The organism is Acidimicrobiales bacterium, from assembly GCA_040219085.1.
Lineage (GTDB): Bacteria > Actinomycetota > Acidimicrobiia > Acidimicrobiales > JAVJTC01 > JAVJTC01.
Genome location: JAVJTC010000011.1, coordinates 21954 through 39039 on the forward strand (window position 1 = coordinate 21954; position 17086 = coordinate 39039).

Below are 17086 nucleotides of genomic sequence, written 5' to 3' on the forward strand. Positions count from 1 at the left end.
CGCAGGGTACCGGCGTGCGAACCCGGGTCGTCGTTAGGCTCGGATCGTGTCCCCCGACGTGAGCGCAGTGCCCGGACCCGTGGCGGCGGCGCTGGGCGCGCTCGGGCGCTGCGTGTACCTGCTCGACCGCTCCCTGGCACCGTCGGCGAAGGTGCGGGCCTTCCAGCGCGCCGCTCAGATCGTCACCGACCTCGGCGACGCCGCGCTGACGGCGAGGGTGACGGCCGCCACGCTCACGGACGTCGACGGGATCGGTCCGAGCACCGGTTCGGTCATCGCCGACGCCGTGCTCGGTCGACCCGGCACGTACCTCGCGGACCTCGAGGAGCGCTCGACGGTGACCGCCGAGGTGGGCGGGGAACTACTCGCCCGGCTCCGCGGGGACTGCCACACGCACTCGGTGTGGTCCGACGGCGGCGCGCCGATCGACGCGATGGCCGACGCGGCAACCTCCCTCGGCCGCGACTACATCGTCGTCACCGACCACTCGGCGCGCCTGACGATCGCCCACGGCCTCGACGAGGAACGTCTCGCGGCGCAACTCGACGAGATCGAGTCGCTCAACTCCCGGCTGGCACCGTTCCGCATCCTCACGGGAATGGAGGTCGACATCCTCGCCGATGGCACGCTGGACCTCTCGGGGGAGATGTTGGCGCGCCTGGACCTGGTCGTCGCCAGCGTCCACTCGAAGCTCTCGATGCCGCCCGCCGAGATGACCCGACGCCTCGTCTCGGCCGTGGCGAGTCCCCACACCGACGTGCTGGGACATCCGACGAACCGCAAGGTGGTCGGGCGCGGCCGCCCGCCGAGTGACTTCGACGCCGACGTCGTCTTCGCCGCGTGCGCCCGCTTCGACACCGCGGTCGAGATCAACTGCCGCCCCGAGCGACTGGACCCTCCCGACGACATGATCCGGACGGCAGCGCAGTGGGGGTGCCGCTTCGCAATCGACACCGACGCCCACGCCCCCGGTCAGCTCGAATGGCTCGCGTACGGCGCCGACAAGGCCACCCGGGCCGGGGTCGAACCTGCAGCCGTCGTGAACACGATGGACGCCGATGAACTCCTCGCCTGGACGGCATCGCACGGCTGAGTCGCTACCCTCCGCACCCATGTCGAAGAAGACGCAGAAGAGAAGGGCGAAGGCCCGCCGCTCCAAGGCCAACCACGGCCGCAAGCCGAACGCGGGTCGTAACTCCTGACCCTCCCGCCGTCGGGTGCCATCACCCCGACGGCAGGCGACCCCGGCTCAGATGTCGCCGAGGTCGAAGGTCTTGACGTCGTCGATGGGTGCGAGGTGCGTGGTGAGCGCCTCCCCGTCGTACCAGTGGAGGTGGAACCCGGGCTGTTCCGCGCTCAGCCAGGCGCCCAGCCCGTCCAGCCCGAGGCCGATGTGGTGCGCGGTGGAGGGGCACACGCTGACCGGCACCCCGCCGAGCGATGTGTGGATGGACCGGTGGATGTGACCAGACGCCAGCCGTAGCACGTTGGGATGGGCCTCGAGGACCATCCGCAGCAGGCGGCGCGACTCGTGGGTCATGCCGAAGCGGTCCATGAACTCGATGCCCGTGGCGAAGGGCGGATGGTGGGTGAACACGATCACCGGTCGGCCGGCCAGATCCGTCAGTCGTTCGTCGAGCCATGCCACGTGGGACTCGTCGAACACGGCGGCCTGGGTGCTCACGTGACTCGTGTCGATTGCGAGGACGACCAGTTCGCCGAGGTCCACCTGCTGGTGCAGCGGGGCCTGCGTCCCGGCCAGTCGGTAGCGGGGCGGGGCGAGGCTTGCGAGGAGTCGGGCGTCGTCGTGGTTCCCCGGCATGAGGGTCGCATCGATCTCGAGGGGATCGAGCAGATCGAAGAGGATCTCGTACTCCTGTGCCGTCGCGTCCTCCACCAGATCCCCTGAGATCACCACGTGGTCGATCCGGGGGGCGAAACGGTTCAGCGCGCCGACGGCCGCCTCGAGACACACGTTGGTGTCCATGAACCGCCGCACCAGGGACCCGTCGGTCGATACGTGGAGATCACTGATCTGCGCGACGAGCATCGGATGGTCCGGGGGGTCGGCTTCGGCTGGTGCACCAGTACACCGGCAACCACCCGCGTTCGCAATGTCGGGGCCGTGCCCTCACGATGCCCTCCCGACGGGTGATGCTGTTCCCCGCGGGTGATGTCGGTCCAGGCGGGTAGGGTCGCAGAGATGCTCGACCACGTCTTCACCGACGCGATCGACGCGCTACGGGTGGCGATGGAAGAGGCCCGCCTCGAACGCCAGGCTCTCGAGGAGCGCTTCCAGGCCGACGTCCTCCTCGGCGACATCACGTGGGAGACCACCTACGGGCTGCCGGGCGAGGGCACACCTCCCCGGGCACGCGCCGACGTGCGCCTCGACTGGACGACCTGGTCACAGACCGCGTACCGGGACTGGATCCTCGGGACCGAGATCGACGAACCCCCCAGGATCGACGTCGAGGTGACCTACCGTGTGCAGAGCCTCGACTCGCCACCGGACCCTCAGCGCCTCCTGGCAGCCATGCCGGCCGTGAGCCCCATCCTCGGCACCGAGGAACTCGACCGGTCCGGCCCCACCATCGAGGCCTCCTACACGGACGGACTCGACGCGGTCAGCCATGCCGTCGAGGTCACCTACGAGGGCAGCTACCCCCTCGACGAGGAGGCGCTCGGGGACGGCTCCACCCTGGACAAGCACTTCTCCGCGATGGGCGGATGGATCGCGTCGACGCTGGTGACGCTGAGCGACATCGTCCTCGACTGAGCGAGTTTCGGGCGATCCCCTCAGAAGACGGGGCGTTCGGGTGGGAGGTCGGCGAAGTCGCCGTCGCGTCCTTCGGCATGGGCGGTCATCGCCTCGGCCATCTCCTCGGGCGAGAGCATCCCCGCCTGCCACAGCGCCACATGGTCGAGGGCCTCGACCACCCCGTGGTCCCGCGCGTAGCGAACCGCGACCTTCGACCCGTGCACGACCGCCGGGGACTTCGTCGCTATCTCGGCGGCGATGGCGAGCACACCCTCGACGAGTCGGCGGTGGTCCTCGAACACGGCGTTGACGAGTCCGAGCCGCAGTGCCTCGTCGGCGCTGAGGCGTCGTCCCGTGTAGGCGAGCTCACGCGTCATGCCGTCACCGATCAGGCCGGGCAGTCGCTGCAGCGAACCGAGGTCGGCGACCAGGCCGATGTTCGTCTCCTGGACGGTGAAGAACGCGTCGGTCGTGCAGTAGCGCATGTCGCAGGCGGCCGCGAGATCCAACGCTCCGCCGACACACCCCCCCTGGATGGCGGCCAGGACCGGCATCCGCGCGTGCTCGACCGTCGAGATCGCATGTTGGAGTTCACGAACCAGGTGCGCGAACGCGAGTCCCCGCGCCGCGCCACTCGCGGCAGTGGCCGGTTCGAACGGAGACGGCTCGTCGGAGGAACCTGTGAAGACCGCCAGGTCCATCCCCGAACAGAAGTGGCGCCCCTCGGCCGAGATGACCAGCGCCCGTGCCCGCCCCGACGCGGAGATGCGCTCCACGACGGCGGGGAGCTCACGCCACATCGCAGGCGTCATCGAGTTGAGCTCGTCGGGACGGTTCAGCACGAGGTGCGCGACCTTCCCGTCCGCGCCGTGGCCCCTGATCTCGAAGGTCTCGTAGCTCATCGAGGACTCATCGGCGGTCGGGGGCCGACACTGAACGCATCGAGTTCCGCCTCGGTGTCGGGCCAGTCCTCGAACTCGAGCACGCCGATCTCACCGAACTTCGTACGTAGCCAGCCGTCGCCGGCGTCGAGGAGGCCGAGCTTGGAGCAGTTGGGGACGATCTTCGAGAACAGCATCCGCTGGAACGCCTGGCGCTCCGGCGGCAGGGCGAGCATCCGCTCCACCATCGGACGCACGGGGACCCCCATGCGTTCGTAGACCTCCTGTTGGAGGAAGCGGTCCCTCATCCGTACGGCCGCCTCGAAGGCGAACTCCTGGCGCTCGCGGATCTCGGCGGCGCTCAGCTGCTCGTAGACCTCCGACAGCGACAGGACACCGAAGGCGACGTGGCGGGCCTCGTCGCGCATGACCAGTCGGAGCAGCTCACGCAGCAGCGGCTCGGCGGTGACCTCCCGCATGAAGCCGAAGGCGGCCAGGGCAAGTCCCTCGACCATGATCTGCATGCCGAGGTAGGTCATGTCCCAACGGCTGTCGGAGAGAATCTCGTCGAGGAGCGATCCGAGGTGCGGCGAAATCGGGTAACGGTCACCGAGCTTGGTTTCGAGATACCGGCCGAAGACCTCGACGTGGCGGGCCTCGTCCACGACCTGGGTGGCGGCATAGAACTTCGCGTCGATCCACGGCACGGTCTCGACGATCTTGGCTGTACACAACAACGCGCCCTGCTCGCCGTGGAGGAACTGGCTCATCCGCCACACGACGGACTCGACACCGAAGCGCTCCCACTCGGCGTCTCCCCAGTTGTGCAACGGCGAGGACCGGTCACCTGCGATGTCGTCGCGCGTGGGAGGCAGCTCCTCTTCCATCTGACCGAGGATGGTGGTCGGGTCGACCTCGATGGACCAGTCGAGATCGGTCGACGCGTTCCACTGCGAGACCTTCGCCTTCTCGTAGAGCCGGTCGAGCCGGGGCCTCGCACCCTTGTCGTAGTCCCAGGTGAATGTCGCGGGCGCCGGATCCGCAACAGCGTGCAGACCGGCCCCGTCGCCGGCGGCGGTCTCGCATGCGGCGACGATCGCGTCGACGTCGTCGACGCAGGCACGGCCGAGGATCTCGGCGTCGCTACGTCGCATCGTCACCCCCGGCCGCAGCGGTGGCCGCGACGAGCCGGCCGATCAGCTGGTCCCACCCGTCGTGGGAGGGGGTGGCGACGCCGACACTGGCGATGAGTGCCGACCCGAAGGCGAGTGACAGCGAGAACGCCACGACCGCCGCCGTGTCGACCGTGACGTCGACCGTGCCGGCGAGCTTCGCCCGCTCGACGAGGTCGCCCAGGCGTCGGCCCGCCTCATCGACGTGTTGGCGCAGGAGGTCGGCGAACGCAGGTTCACGCCGGGCCAGGGCGAAGGCCTCCAGCAGGAGGGAGTTGGCCCCCACGTCGCCGCTGACGAGTCCCTCGCCGAGACGGGTGAGGATCTCGGTGGGCTCGAGGTCGAGGCGTACCAGTTCAGCGAGGTCTCGGGTGAGGTTGGCGTCCACCGCTGCCGCGAGCAGCGCCGCCTTCCCGTCGAATCGCGAGTAGATGGCGCCCGTGGTGACGCCCGCGCGGGCGGCGATGTCGGCCACGCCGGCCCGCTCGTAGCCGCGTTCCGCGAAAAGCTGCGCGGCCGCTGCAACCAGGGAGACACCGAGGTCGTCGCCGGGCCCGTCCGGCGACGTGGCCGTCTGGTCGATCATGACAGAAGACCCTGGACCCGGGGCGCTCACATGGCGACGATAACGCTCGTTATCCCACCGGTCCAGCGTCCGTGGCCGCTACCGCCCTCTCCACCATCGCCCACACGTGCCGTGACAGGCGTGTGACGACCATGTGACAGGGGCGACTGCGACCGACGAACTGCTCGTTCGGCGACTACGGTCACCCAACTACACATATTGACGTCCACGCGGCTGTACCGCCGCCGTGTGGAAGGAGAGAGAACGAATGCGCAAGCGATTGATGATGTTGCTCGGGCTGTTGTTGGCGTTCAGTCTCATCGCCGCGGCCTGCGGCGACGACGACGACGACACCTCGGCCGGCGGTGACGACGGCACCACGGAACCATCCGACGACGGCACCGAAGAGCCCTCCGACGACGGCACCGAAGAACCCTCCGACGACGGCACCGCTGAACCCACCGACGACGGCACCGAAGAGCCCTCCGACGACGGCACCGAAGAGCCCTCCGACGACGGCGACGAGCCGATGATGGACGGCAGCGACACCACGATCGGTCTCGTCTTCGACACCACCGGCCGTGGCGACCAGTCGTTCAACGACTCGGCCGCCTCCGGCGTGGACCGCGCCGTCGAGGACTTCGGCATCTCGTTCAACGAGGCCACCCCGAACCCTGACGGCTCGAACCGCCCTGAGCTGCTTCAGCTCGCCGCGGAGAACTCCAACCTCGTCTTCGGCGTGGGCTTCCTGTTCGCCGAGTCCATCGGCACCGTGGCGGAGAACAACCCCGACACGAACTTCGCCGGTATCGACGTGTTCGTGCCCGATGCCCCGGACAACCTGGCCCAGATCTCCTTCGCCGAGGAGCAGGGCTCGTTCCTGGTCGGCGTGGCCGCCGCGCTCAAGTCCGAGACCGGCAACGTCGGGTTCATCGGTGGCGTCAACATCGGCCTGATCCAGAAGTTCCAGGCCGGCTTCGAGGCCGGCGTGGCCGCGGTCGACCCGTCCATCACGGTGCAGGTCCAGTACATCTCCGAGCCGCCGGACGACTCCGGCTTCGGCGATCCCGCTTCGGCCCGCGTCATCGCCACGTCCATGTACGAGAGCGGCGCTGACGTCATCTACCACGCCGCCGGTGGTTCCGGTGGTGGCCTCTTCGAGGCCGCCCGTGAGTACTCCGAGGCCGAGGGTTCGAAGGTCTGGGCGATCGGTGTGGACTCCGATCAGTACCTGACGGCTGACCCCGAGGTCCAGGAGTACATCCTGACGTCGATGCTCAAGCGGGTCGACAACGCCGTCTACGCGACGATCGAGGCGCAGGTGGCCGGCGAGTTCGTCGGAGGCTTCACCGCATTCGACCTCGAGAGCGGTGGTATCGATGTCAGCACCTCCGGTGGCTTCATCGACGACATCCTCCCGCAGATCGAGGACTACAAGGCCCAGATCATCGCGGGCGACATCGTGGTCCCAGCCGAACTCTGATGACCTGAGTAGGGCTGAACCAGCATGACATCGTGGGGCCGGACTAATGTCCGGCCCCACGTGCGTTTCGGTAGCAACCTGTGAGGAACCCGACGGGCCGGTGATGACGGACAAGATCGTTCTCGAGAACATCACCAAGAGGTTCCCCGGCGTCATCGCCAACGATCACGTGAACCTGCGGGTCGCCCCCGGCGAGATCCACGCCATCTGCGGCGAGAACGGCGCCGGCAAGTCGACGCTGATGAAGATCCTCTACGGGATGCAACCGCCCGACGAGGGCAGGATGCTCATCGACGGCGCCGAGGTGCACTTCAAGAACCCCAAGGACGCCATCGCCGCCGGCATCGGCATGGTCCACCAGCACTTCATGCTCGCCGATCAGCTCACCGTGCTCGAGAACGTGATCCTCGGCGCAGAGCCGGGACGTCACGGGACGATCGACTTCGACGGGGCGCGCGCGAAGCTCGCGCAACTGTCGGAGAACTACGGGCTCGACGTCGCCCCCGACGATCTCGTCGAATCCCTCGAGGTGGGCGAACGTCAACGGGTCGAGATCATCAAGGTCCTGTTCCGCGGCGCGAAGATCCTCATCCTCGACGAGCCCACAGCCGTTCTGGTCCCCCAGGAGGTCGAGGAGCTCTTCCGCAACATGCGGGAGCTCAAAGCCGACGACCACACCATCTTGTTCATCGACCACAAACTCGACGAGGTCCTCGAGATATCCGACTCCATCACGGTCATCCGGAGGGGGAAGACCGTCGGGACCGTGAAGCCCGGTGACGTCACCGCCGGGGATCTGGCCGAGATGATGGTCGGCTCCGAGCTCCCCTCCCCCCAGACCCGCGAGTCGACGGTCACCGATCAGGTCGTCTTGTCGGTGCATGACCTGACTGTTGCGAACGAGGACGGCCGCGCCGTCGTCCACGATGTCGAGATGACCATCCACGCGGGTGAGATCGTCGGCATCGCCGGTGTCGAGGGGAACGGCCAGGGCGAACTCGTCGATGCCCTTCTGGGCCTGCGCCCGGTCACCTCCGGGGTGATCGAGCTCGGCGGCGAGGACATGGCCGACTGGAACGTCCGGCGCCGTCGCGAAGCCGGGATCGGCTACATCCCCGAAGACCGCCACCGTCGGGGCCTTCTCCTCGAGGCGCCGCTGTGGGAGAACACGATGCTCGGGTACCAGGGCGCCGAGCCTTACGCCCGCCACGGCTTCTGGTTGGATCCGAAGGCCGCGCACGAGGCGACCGACGAGGTCATCGCCAGCTACGACGTGCGCACACCCGGTGCCGACGTCCCGGCCCATGCGCTCTCGGGTGGCAACCAGCAGAAGCTGATCATCGGCCGCGAGATGGTCCGCAAGCCCAAACTCCTGATCGCGGCACACCCGACCCGGGGCATCGATGTCGGAGCCCAGGCCACGGTGTGGGAGTTGCTCCGGGACGCCCGGGCCGAGGGACTGGCGACGCTGCTCGTCTCGGCGGACCTCGACGAGCTCATCGGGCTCTCGGACAGACTCCTGGTCATCCTGCGTGGGAGTCTCGTCGCCGAACTGGACCCGGACACGGTGACGCCGCGGGACCTCGGCGCTCACATGACCGGCGCGACCGTGGAGGGGGCGGCATGATCCTGCGACGGATCGGCTACACCGCCGCGGCGCCGGCCGCGTCGCTCGTGATCGGCTTCGGGATCGCAGCGGTCATCCTCGCCGTCTCGGGCAACAACCCCTGGACCGCCTACTCGACGATGTTCGAGGCCGCCACGCGCCTCGAGGTCATGGTCGACATCGTCAACCGGGCCACGCCGCTGTACATCGCCGGGGTCGCCGCCGCCATCGGCTTCCGGATGAACATCTTCAACATCGGCGTCGAGGGCCAGTACATCGTCGCCGGGCTACTGGCTGCCAAGACCGGCGCCGAGATCGACCTTCCGGCTCCCCTCCATCTCCTCGTGATCATCCTCGTCGCAATGGCCTCGGGCGCCGTGTGGGCGCTCATCCCGGCGATCCTCGCCGTCACCCGCAACGTCCACATCGTGATCTCCACGATCATGTTGAACGCCATCGGCGTCGGCTTCGTCGTGGCCTACCTACTCCCGCGGTGGGACGAACCCGACGCGTCGCTCAACACCGAGACCAAGACCATCCCCGAGTCGGGTCGTTTCCCCGAGCTCAACAGGTTCGTCGAGTGGTTCACCCGTGACATCGGCGCAGGACGCAGTGTCCTCGGCTTCGTGATCGTCGCGGCGATCGTCGGCGTCCTCTTCCACCTCTACGTCAACCGGACCACCGCCGGGTACGACCTGAGGGCCTCGGGTATGAATCCGCTCGCCGCCGAGGTCAGTGGGGCCGCCGAATCCCGGATGGTCATCCAGGCGATGGTGCTGTCGGGCGCCGTCGCCGGCCTCATCGGCCTCCCCGAGATCCTGGGCGTCGACTACGCCTACGGACTCCAGTTCACGAAGGGCCTCGGCTTCCTCGGACTGGGCGTCGCACTGCTGGGACGCAACCACCCCGGCGGAATCATGGTCGCGGCGCTCATCTTCGCCTTTCTCGACTCGACCGGCGCGTCGCTGCAGTTCGAGGCAGGGGCGCCACCGGAGATCATCGCGATCATGCAGGGGATCATCGTTCTCGCCGCCGTCATCGTCTACGAGGTCGTGAGGCGTCGCCGGGAGGCGGACGAAACCCGTCGAGCGGCCATTGCACTCGCAAAGAAGCAGGGCGAGCCGATTCCCGAGGGGCTGGGAGCATGACCATCACCAGTCCCCCGCCACCGACCGACTCCGTTCCCGCATCGCCCGAGGAGCCGACGCCGCCCGGCCGTGGCCTCACGCTGTCGAAGCCGATGACGTGGATGCTCTTCGCCGGTCTCGGCGTCCTGCTCATCGCGATCACCGAAGAGATCGCCTCCCCGACCACCAGCGAACTCGCGTCCAGCGGCACGTGGTCCACGGCGCTCGGCTACTCCGTGCCGATCCTCATGGCCGGCCTCGGTGGGGTGTGGGCGGAGCGTTCGGGAACCATCAACATCGGTCTCGAGGGGATGCTCGTCATCGGGACGTGGTGCGGGGCCTACGGCGCACTCGAGTTCGGCCCCTGGTGGGGAGCTGTGCTGGGCGCCTTCGGCGGCGCCGTGTTCGGCCTCATCCACGGCGTCGCCACCGTCGGCTTCGGCGTGAATCACATCATCTCCGGCGTCGCGATCAACCTGATGGCCCCCGGCGTCACGCGCTTCCTCGCCGGCGAGATCTTCTCGGACTACGACGGTGGCTCGATCAGCCAGTCCCCGAGCGTCGACGCCGCGCGCAGGATCGACATCCCACTCCTCTCGGGAGGTCTCGACGGACCTGACATCCTCGGGCGCATCGAGAGCTGGGACTGGTTCTTCGTGTCGACGGCTGCCGGAATCGCACGCGGTTTCACAGCCAACCTCTCGCTGCTCACGATCGTGGCGTTCGCCCTGGTACCGCTCACCGTGTTCATCTTGTGGCGGACCGCCTTCGGTCTGCGGCTCCGCAGCGCTGGTGAGCACCCGATCGCTGCGGACTCACTGGGCGTGAACGTGTACAAGTACAAGTACTACAGCTGCGTCATCTCGGGCGCTCTGGCGGGTTTCGGCGGTGCCTACCTCGTCACCGAGCTGACGGGTATCTACAAGGAGAACCAGGTCAACGGGCGCGGCTTCATCGGCCTGGCGACGATGATCTTCGGCAACTGGCGCCCCGTGGGAACCATGCTGGGAGGCGTCCTGTTCGGCTTCACCGACGTCCTCCAGTTGCGTGACCGCCCCGCCCAGCACGCTCTGCTGCTGGTCCTGTGCCTCGGCCTGGCGGCCGGGATGCTGTGGATGCTGTGGCGCCGACGCCACCGGCCGGCGATGATGCTGGCAGTCGCGTCAGTCGGCTTCCTGATCTGGTACCTCTCGACCGACAGCGTCCCGAAGCAGCTCGCACCGGTGATCCCCAACATCGCCGTGTTGGTGGTGCTCGTCTTCTACGCCAAACGCCTACGGATGCCTGCCGCGAACGGCCTGGAGTACCGCAAGGGCGACCAGTGACCGAGCGCGCCGTCCCCGGTATCGACTGGCCCGCTCTGACAGCGAAGGCGGACGCCGCGGCGGCCCGCGCCTACGCCGGCTACTCGGGCCTCACGGTCGGCGCGGCCGCGGTGGTCGACGACGGACGCATCATCACAGGCTGCAACGTCGAGAACGCGTCGTTCGGCCTGACGCTGTGCGCCGAGTGCGGCATCGTCTCCCAACTCCACGCCACCGGGGGCGGACGTCTGGTGGCGCTGGCCGTCACCGACGGTGACGGCCAGCCCCTGACGCCGTGTGGCCGGTGCCGCCAGCTCCTGTTCGAACACGGCGGCGCCGAACTCGTCGTCAACGAGACGGACACGGTCGGCCAACTACTTCCCGGTGCGTTCGGCCCGGACGACCTGCCCGAGTAGTCCCGCCGGGCGTATCCTCCGGAGACCAGCCGCCCGACCGGGAGCCCGCCGATGACACACGCGATGGTCGACCTCATCGTCGCCAAGCGCGACGGCGGGCGCCTGACCGATGACCAGATCGACTGGTTCATCGAGGGTTTCACCGACGAGACCCTCCCCGACGAGCAGGCCTCCGCGCTGTTGATGGCGATCCTGTTCAACGGCATGGAGCCCGACGAGCTCGCCCGTTGGACGGCCCGCATGATCGACTCCGGCGAACGGCTGGACCTCTCCTCGCTCGACCGACCCACGGTCGACAAGCACTCCACCGGCGGCGTCGGCGACAAGGTGTCGCTCGTCCTCGCCCCGCTCGTCGCGGCATGCGGCGCAGCGGTCCCCCAGCTTTCGGGGCGCGGTCTCGGTCACACCGGCGGAACCCTCGACAAGCTCGAGGCGATCCCCGGCTGGAAGGCCGCTCTGTCCAACGACGAGATGATCCGTGTCCTGCGCGATGTGGGCGCGGTCATCTGCGCGGCCGGGTCGGGTCTCGCGCCCGCCGATCGCCGGATGTACGCCCTGCGCGACGTCACCGGGACCGTGGAATCCATCCCGCTCATCGCGAGTTCGATCATGTCGAAGAAGATCGCCGAGGGGACCGAGTCACTCGTGCTCGATGTCAAGGTCGGTACCGGCGCGTTCATGAAGACCCTCGAGGACGCCACCGAGTTGGCCGAGACCATGGTGGCACTCGGCTGGAACTCCGGCGTGCGCACGACCGCCCTGCTCACCGACATGTCGACGCCGCTGGGACGCAGCGCCGGCAACGCCGTCGAAGTGGCCGAATCCGTCGAGACGCTCGCCGGTGGCGGCCCCGCCGACCTCGTGGAGATCACCCTCGCCCTGGCGCGTGAGATGTTGTCGCTCGCTGGGATCGACGACGTCGACCCGGCTGATGCCCTCGCAGACGGTCGGGCCATGGACGCCTGGCACACCATGATCACCGCCCAGGGCGGCGACTCCGACGCGCCGCTCCCCGAGCCGCGTGAGACCGAGACGATCGTCGCTCCCCACACCGGGACCCTGACCCGCCTGGACGCGCTCGACGTCGGGCTCGCCGCATGGCGACTCGGTGCCGGCCGCGCCCGCAAGGAGGATCCGGTCGCGGCCGCCGCCGGGGTCCTCTGGCACGCCGTGCCAGGCGACACGGTCGAGGCCGGGCAACCCCTGTTCACCCTGCACGCCGACGACGAGAGCCGAATCCCCGTCGCCGTTGACACCCTCGACGAGGCCTACGACATCGACACGACGAACGGCGACGGCGGCAGCCGCAAGCTCGTACTCGGGCGGATAGGCCGATGAGCGGCCTCGACGCCACCCGGCTCGCCGACTACGAGCGCGACGGCTTCGTCGTGCTCCCGGACTTCGTGTCAGCCGAGAGGTGCGAGACACTGCGGCATCGGGCCCTCGAGATCATCGACGCCTTCGATCCGACGACCGTTCCGGCGGCCGTGTTCTCCACGACCGATCAGACCCACGCCCAGGAGCAGTACTTTCTCACCTCCGGCGGTGAGATCCGCTGCTTCCTCGAAGACGGGGTATTCGCCGACGGCCGCCTCAGCGTTCCCAAGGACCGGGCGGTCAACAAGATCGGCCACGCGATGCACGACCGGGATCCGGTGTTCGAGGCCTTCTCCTACACGCCCGACCTCGCCGATGTGCTCGCGTCGCTCGGCTTCACCGAACCCACCGCCCTGCAGTCCATGTACATCTGCAAGGCGGCCGGCACCGGCGGAGAGGTCATCGCTCACTGTGATCACACGTTCCTGTGGACCGAACCGCAGTCCGTCGTGGGCCTGTGGTTCGCGATCGACGACGCGACGGTCGACAACGGCTGCCTGTGGGCCCTCCCTGGCGGCCACCGCCTCGGAGCCCGCACCCGGTTCCGTCGTGTCGGCAACGGCACCACGACCGAGGTCCTGGACCCCGAGCCGTACCCGACCGAGGGCTTCGTCCCGCTGGAGGCGCCCCGGGGCACGCTGGTGGTCCTCGACGGCACCCTCCCCCACCGCAGCGAGCCGAACCGCTCCGAACGGTCCCGCCACGCCTACACGCTGCACGTGATCGACGCGACCGCCGAGTACCCCGCGGACAACTGGCTCCGGCGGGACGACACCCTGCCCCTACGGCCGTACTTCACGGTGGCGGCATGACCACACCCACACTGACCGAGATCCGCTCTGCGCCGAAGGTACTGCTCCACGACCACCTCGACGGTGGCGTGCGGCCGGCCACCGTCATCGAACTCGCCGACCAGACCGGCTACCGGGGTCTGCCTACGGCCGACGTGGACGAACTCGCCGCCTGGATGGTGCGCGGCGCACATCGCCTGGACCTCACCCTGTACCTCGAGACCTTCGCCCACACCGTCGGGGTCATGCAGAGCCCCGAGGCGCTCGCCCGGGTGGCTCGCGAGTGCGCCGAGGATCTCGCCGCCGACGGCGTCGTCTACGCCGAGGTCCGCTTCGCCCCGGAGCTCCATGTGGAGGCCGGGCTGTCCCTCGACGCCGTCGTGGAGGCCGTCACCGCCGGGTTCGCCGAAGGCTCCGCCGGCCGGGGAATCCGCATCGGCACCCTCCTGACAGCCATGCGGACGGCGGCCCGTTCACTCGAGATCGCCGAGCTCGCGGTCCGCTGGCGTGACCGTGGCGTCGTCGGTTTCGACATCGCCGGCGCCGAGGCGGGCAACCCGCCCACCCGTCACCTCGACGCCTTCCAGTACATCCACCGCGAGAACTTCCACATCACCATCCACGCCGGAGAGGCCTACGGCCCACCGTCGATCTGGGAAGCCGTCCAGTACTGCGGCGCGGAGCGCCTCGGCCACGGTGTACGCATCGTCGACGACATCACCACCGGCGACGACGGGGAACCGGTCCTCGGACCACTGGCCGCCTACATCCGTGACCTCCGCATCCCCCTGGAGCTGTGTCCCACCTCCAACGTGCACACCGGGGCCGCGGCGTCGATCGCCGAGCATCCCATCAAGATGCTCACCGACCTCCGATTCCGCGTGACCATGAACACCGACAACCGCCTGATGAGCGCCACGACGATGTCTCAGGAGTTCGCGACGTGCGCCGAGGCGTTCGGCTGGGACTGGTCCCGCCTTCGGTGGATGACGATCAACGCGATGAAGAGCGCCTTCATCCCCTTCGACGAACGCCTCGCTCTCATCGACGACGTCATCAAGCCCGGCTACGCCGAACTGCTCGCCGCACGGTGACCGCCGTCGATGTGGTGGCGCTCGACGCCGATGACACCCTCTGGGAGAACGAGGTCATGTTCGCCGCGGTACACGACCGGTTGCGTGAGCTCGTGACCAGGTACTGCGGACCGGACCTCGACGTCGATGCCGCTCTCGCCGACGTGGAGCGCTCCAACCTCGAGATCTTCGGCTACGGCGTGAAGGCCTTCACGCTGTCGATGATCGAGACCGCCATCACTCTCACCGACAGCCGCGTCCCGGCGAGGGAGATCCACGAGATCGTCGAATGGGGCAAATGGATCCTCAACCACCCCGTCGAGCTGCTGCCGGGGGTGGCCGAGACCGTGCCCACACTCGCCTCGGAGTACCGGCTCGTGCTCATCACCAAGGGCGACCTGTTGAACCAGGAGGCCAAGTTCGCCGGTTCAGGACTCGCTGACCACTTCGACGTGGTCGAGATCGTCGCTGAGAAGAACACCGACACCTACAGGCGAGTTCTGGACGCGCATGACATCGATCCGGCCACCTTCGTCATGGTCGGCAACTCGATGCGCTCCGACATCGTGCCGGTGGTTGCCATCGGCGGCCGCGCGATCCACGTCGCCGCGCAGTACACGTGGGAGCTCGAGACGGTCGATGCGCAGACCCGGGCGGCCCACGCGAACGGCTACGTGGAGCTGGACGATTTCGCCGCACTCCCGACCGTGCTCGCACAGATGGCCGACGGGGCGCTGTGAGCTGCGCTCGATGACACCGACGCGATGACCCCCACGGTGGTCGCCGTCGGGGACCTGATGACCGACATCGTCGTCGAGCTGGGCGGCCCGATCGCGCTCGGGACCGACACCCGAGCCCGCATCACACACCGTCGCGGTGGAGCGGCCGCCAACTTCGCGGTCGCCGCGGCAGGCCTCGGTGCCCACGTCCGCTTCGTCGCAAACGTCGGTGACGACGCCGACGGACGCGCGCTCGAAGACGCTCTCCGTGCCGCGGATGTCGAGCCGAGACTCAGCCGGGGCGGACGGACGGGCACGATCGTCGTGCTGGTCGACGACAGCGGTGAGCGGACGATGCTCAACGACCGTGCCTCCGCCTCCGAGTTGGCGGAGCTGCCCGCCGGCCTCCTCGACGAAGCCGACGCCCTCGCCCTGACGGGCTACTCGTTCCTCGCCGACCCGGAACGCGAGACGGTCACCGCACTTGCAGCGAGCGCTCTGGCCGCGGGTATCCCCGTGATCGTCGACATCGCCTCCGCAGGCGCCGTCGCCACGCTCGGCGTGGACGAGTTCCTCACCCGCCTCGCCGCCGTCGCACCGACGGTCGTCCACTGCAACGAGGACGAGGCTCAGCTGGTTGCGACGGTCCAACCGGTCCGCGAACTCGCGGGCACGGTGGTCGTACACCGCGGCGACGCCCCGGCGATGGTGCACAGGGGCGTCGACTCGACCGGCGTGCCGCCGCTCGTCGTCGAGCACGTCACGGACTCCACGGGAGCCGGCGACGCCTTCGTCGCGGGTTGGTCCGTGGCCTTTCTCAACGGCGCGGACGCCCTCGACGCCACACGATCGGGGCACGCCGCCGCCGCCGCCCACCTCCACCGACAGGAGACATCCCGTGCGCCACGGTGACCTGGACGCAGTGCGCTTCTCCGAAGAAGTCGCCGACGCGCTCGCGGAGCGCCGCCCCGTCGTCGCTCTCGAGTCGACGGTCTACTCGCTGCTAGGTCTGCCGGCGCCGCACAACGCCGAGGCGCTGGACCGGTCCCTGTCGGTGATCCGTGCCAGCGGGGCGACCCCCGCTGTCACTGCCGTCGTGGACGGGACCGTCCGGGTGGGAGTCGAAGTGGCCGACCACGAGCGGATCCTCGCCGCCGACGCCAAGGTCGCCGAACGCGACCTTCCCGTGGCCGTCGGACTCGACTGGCCTGTGGGTGTCACCACGGTCTCCGCGTCGCTCGCGATCGCCGCCCGGGCCGGAATCAGGGTCTTCGCCACCGGCGGGATCGGCGGGGTGCACCGCGATGTCGACGACACCGGCGACGTGAGCGCAGACCTCGGCGCCCTTGCCCGACACCGCGTCTGTTGCGTGTCGGCGGGCGCCAAGTCGTTCCTCGACCTGCCCCGCACGCTCGAAGTGCTCGAGACCCTCGGCGTGCCCGTCATCGGATTCGGCACCGACCACTTCCCTGCGTTCTGGGTGCGATCCTCGGGCGTCCCCCTCTCGCACCGCGTGGACGATCCCGCGGCCGCAGCGGCCATCGCCGCGCACGCGACCACAGGGGTTCTCGTCGCCAACCCTTGTCCGGAGGCCGACGCGCTGACCGCAGAGGTCGTCGACGCGGCCATCGCCGAAGCCCTCGCCGAGGCCGAAGAGGAAGGGGTCAGGGGAGGCGCCGTGACACCTCTGGTGCTCGCCCGGGTGGCCGCGGCGACCGGCGGAGCGACGCTGCCCGCGAACGTCGCTCTCGTCGAGTCGAACGCCCGCCTCGCGACCCTGATCGCGACTGCGCCGCCCCTCACCGACTGAC

The 17086-nt window shown here is 68.8% G+C and carries 17 protein-coding genes; 13 read left to right on the top strand and 4 right to left on the bottom strand.

From position 1 onward, the window contains the following. Positions 1-46 precede the first annotated feature (46 nt). Positions 47-1093, top strand: a complete 1047-nt coding sequence (locus RIE08_05200; protein MEQ8716988.1) for a PHP domain-containing protein — start codon at positions 47-49, stop codon at positions 1091-1093. A 156-nt stretch (positions 1094-1249) separates the two neighbouring features. Here RIE08_05200 and RIE08_05205 read toward each other — a convergent pair whose 3' ends face one another. After that, positions 1250-2050, bottom strand: a complete 801-nt coding sequence (locus tag RIE08_05205) for a metallophosphoesterase (protein MEQ8716989.1) — start codon at positions 2048-2050, stop codon at positions 1250-1252. Between the two features lie 153 nt (positions 2051-2203). Here RIE08_05205 and RIE08_05210 point away from each other — a divergent pair, with 153 nt between their 5' ends. Then, a complete protein-coding gene (locus RIE08_05210; GenBank protein MEQ8716990.1) occupies positions 2204-2779 on the top strand; it encodes a hypothetical protein in 576 nt (191 codons plus the stop codon). A gap of 20 nt (positions 2780-2799) precedes the next feature. Here RIE08_05210 and RIE08_05215 read toward each other — a convergent pair whose 3' ends face one another. From RIE08_05215 to RIE08_05225, 3 genes are read right to left on the bottom strand one after another with little or no spacing between them, the layout of a single operon-like run. Next, positions 2800-3663: an enoyl-CoA hydratase-related protein gene (locus tag RIE08_05215; protein ID MEQ8716991.1), complete on the bottom strand. Its 864-nt coding sequence runs from the start codon at positions 3661-3663 to the stop codon at positions 2800-2802. Beyond that, positions 3660-4796, bottom strand: coding sequence for a ferritin-like domain-containing protein (locus RIE08_05220; GenBank protein MEQ8716992.1), 1137 nt, complete (start codon positions 4794-4796; stop codon positions 3660-3662). The genes RIE08_05215 and RIE08_05220 overlap by 4 nt, the downstream gene beginning before the upstream one ends. Beyond that, entirely contained in the window at positions 4786-5400 is a 615-nt protein-coding gene (locus tag RIE08_05225; GenBank protein ID MEQ8716993.1) for a helix-turn-helix domain-containing protein, read from the bottom strand. Before RIE08_05225 ends, RIE08_05220 begins: the two co-directional genes overlap by 11 nt. Before the next feature lie 247 nt (positions 5401-5647). Between RIE08_05225 and RIE08_05230 the strand changes: the two genes are divergently transcribed. From RIE08_05230 to RIE08_05280, 11 genes are all read left to right on the top strand, one after another. Next, complete coding sequence (locus tag RIE08_05230) at positions 5648-6862, top strand: BMP family ABC transporter substrate-binding protein (GenBank protein MEQ8716994.1); 1215 nt, start codon at positions 5648-5650, stop codon at positions 6860-6862. Between the two features lie 103 nt (positions 6863-6965). Further along, complete coding sequence (locus RIE08_05235; GenBank protein MEQ8716995.1) at positions 6966-8489, top strand: ABC transporter ATP-binding protein; 1524 nt, start codon at positions 6966-6968, stop codon at positions 8487-8489. Next, positions 8486-9616: an ABC transporter permease gene (locus RIE08_05240; protein MEQ8716996.1), complete on the top strand. Its 1131-nt coding sequence runs from the start codon at positions 8486-8488 to the stop codon at positions 9614-9616. Before RIE08_05235 ends, RIE08_05240 begins: the two co-directional genes overlap by 4 nt. Beyond that, a complete protein-coding gene (locus RIE08_05245) occupies positions 9613-10920 on the top strand; it encodes an ABC transporter permease (protein MEQ8716997.1) in 1308 nt (435 codons plus the stop codon). Before RIE08_05240 ends, RIE08_05245 begins: the two co-directional genes overlap by 4 nt. After that, on the top strand, positions 10917-11315 hold the full coding sequence (locus RIE08_05250) for a cytidine deaminase (GenBank protein MEQ8716998.1): 399 nt from the start codon (positions 10917-10919) through the stop codon (positions 11313-11315). The genes RIE08_05245 and RIE08_05250 overlap by 4 nt, the downstream gene beginning before the upstream one ends. A gap of 51 nt (positions 11316-11366) precedes the next feature. Next, positions 11367-12653: a thymidine phosphorylase gene (locus tag RIE08_05255; protein MEQ8716999.1), complete on the top strand. Its 1287-nt coding sequence runs from the start codon at positions 11367-11369 to the stop codon at positions 12651-12653. Continuing rightward, the gene (locus tag RIE08_05260; protein ID MEQ8717000.1) at positions 12650-13504 is read left to right on the top strand and encodes a phytanoyl-CoA dioxygenase family protein; all 855 of its coding nucleotides are present in this window, start codon (positions 12650-12652) and stop codon (positions 13502-13504) included. The genes RIE08_05255 and RIE08_05260 overlap by 4 nt, the downstream gene beginning before the upstream one ends. Next, positions 13501-14577: an adenosine deaminase gene (locus tag RIE08_05265; protein ID MEQ8717001.1), complete on the top strand. Its 1077-nt coding sequence runs from the start codon at positions 13501-13503 to the stop codon at positions 14575-14577. Before RIE08_05260 ends, RIE08_05265 begins: the two co-directional genes overlap by 4 nt. Next, positions 14574-15296, top strand: a complete 723-nt coding sequence (locus RIE08_05270) for an HAD family hydrolase (protein ID MEQ8717002.1) — start codon at positions 14574-14576, stop codon at positions 15294-15296. Before RIE08_05265 ends, RIE08_05270 begins: the two co-directional genes overlap by 4 nt. A gap of 24 nt (positions 15297-15320) precedes the next feature. Continuing rightward, positions 15321-16187 (top strand): carbohydrate kinase family protein, encoded by an 867-nt coding sequence (locus RIE08_05275; protein ID MEQ8717003.1) that lies wholly within the window; start codon positions 15321-15323, stop codon positions 16185-16187. Continuing rightward, positions 16174-17085 (top strand): pseudouridine-5'-phosphate glycosidase, encoded by a 912-nt coding sequence (locus tag RIE08_05280; GenBank protein ID MEQ8717004.1) that lies wholly within the window; start codon positions 16174-16176, stop codon positions 17083-17085. The genes RIE08_05275 and RIE08_05280 overlap by 14 nt, the downstream gene beginning before the upstream one ends. Position 17086: the final 1 nt, after the last annotated feature.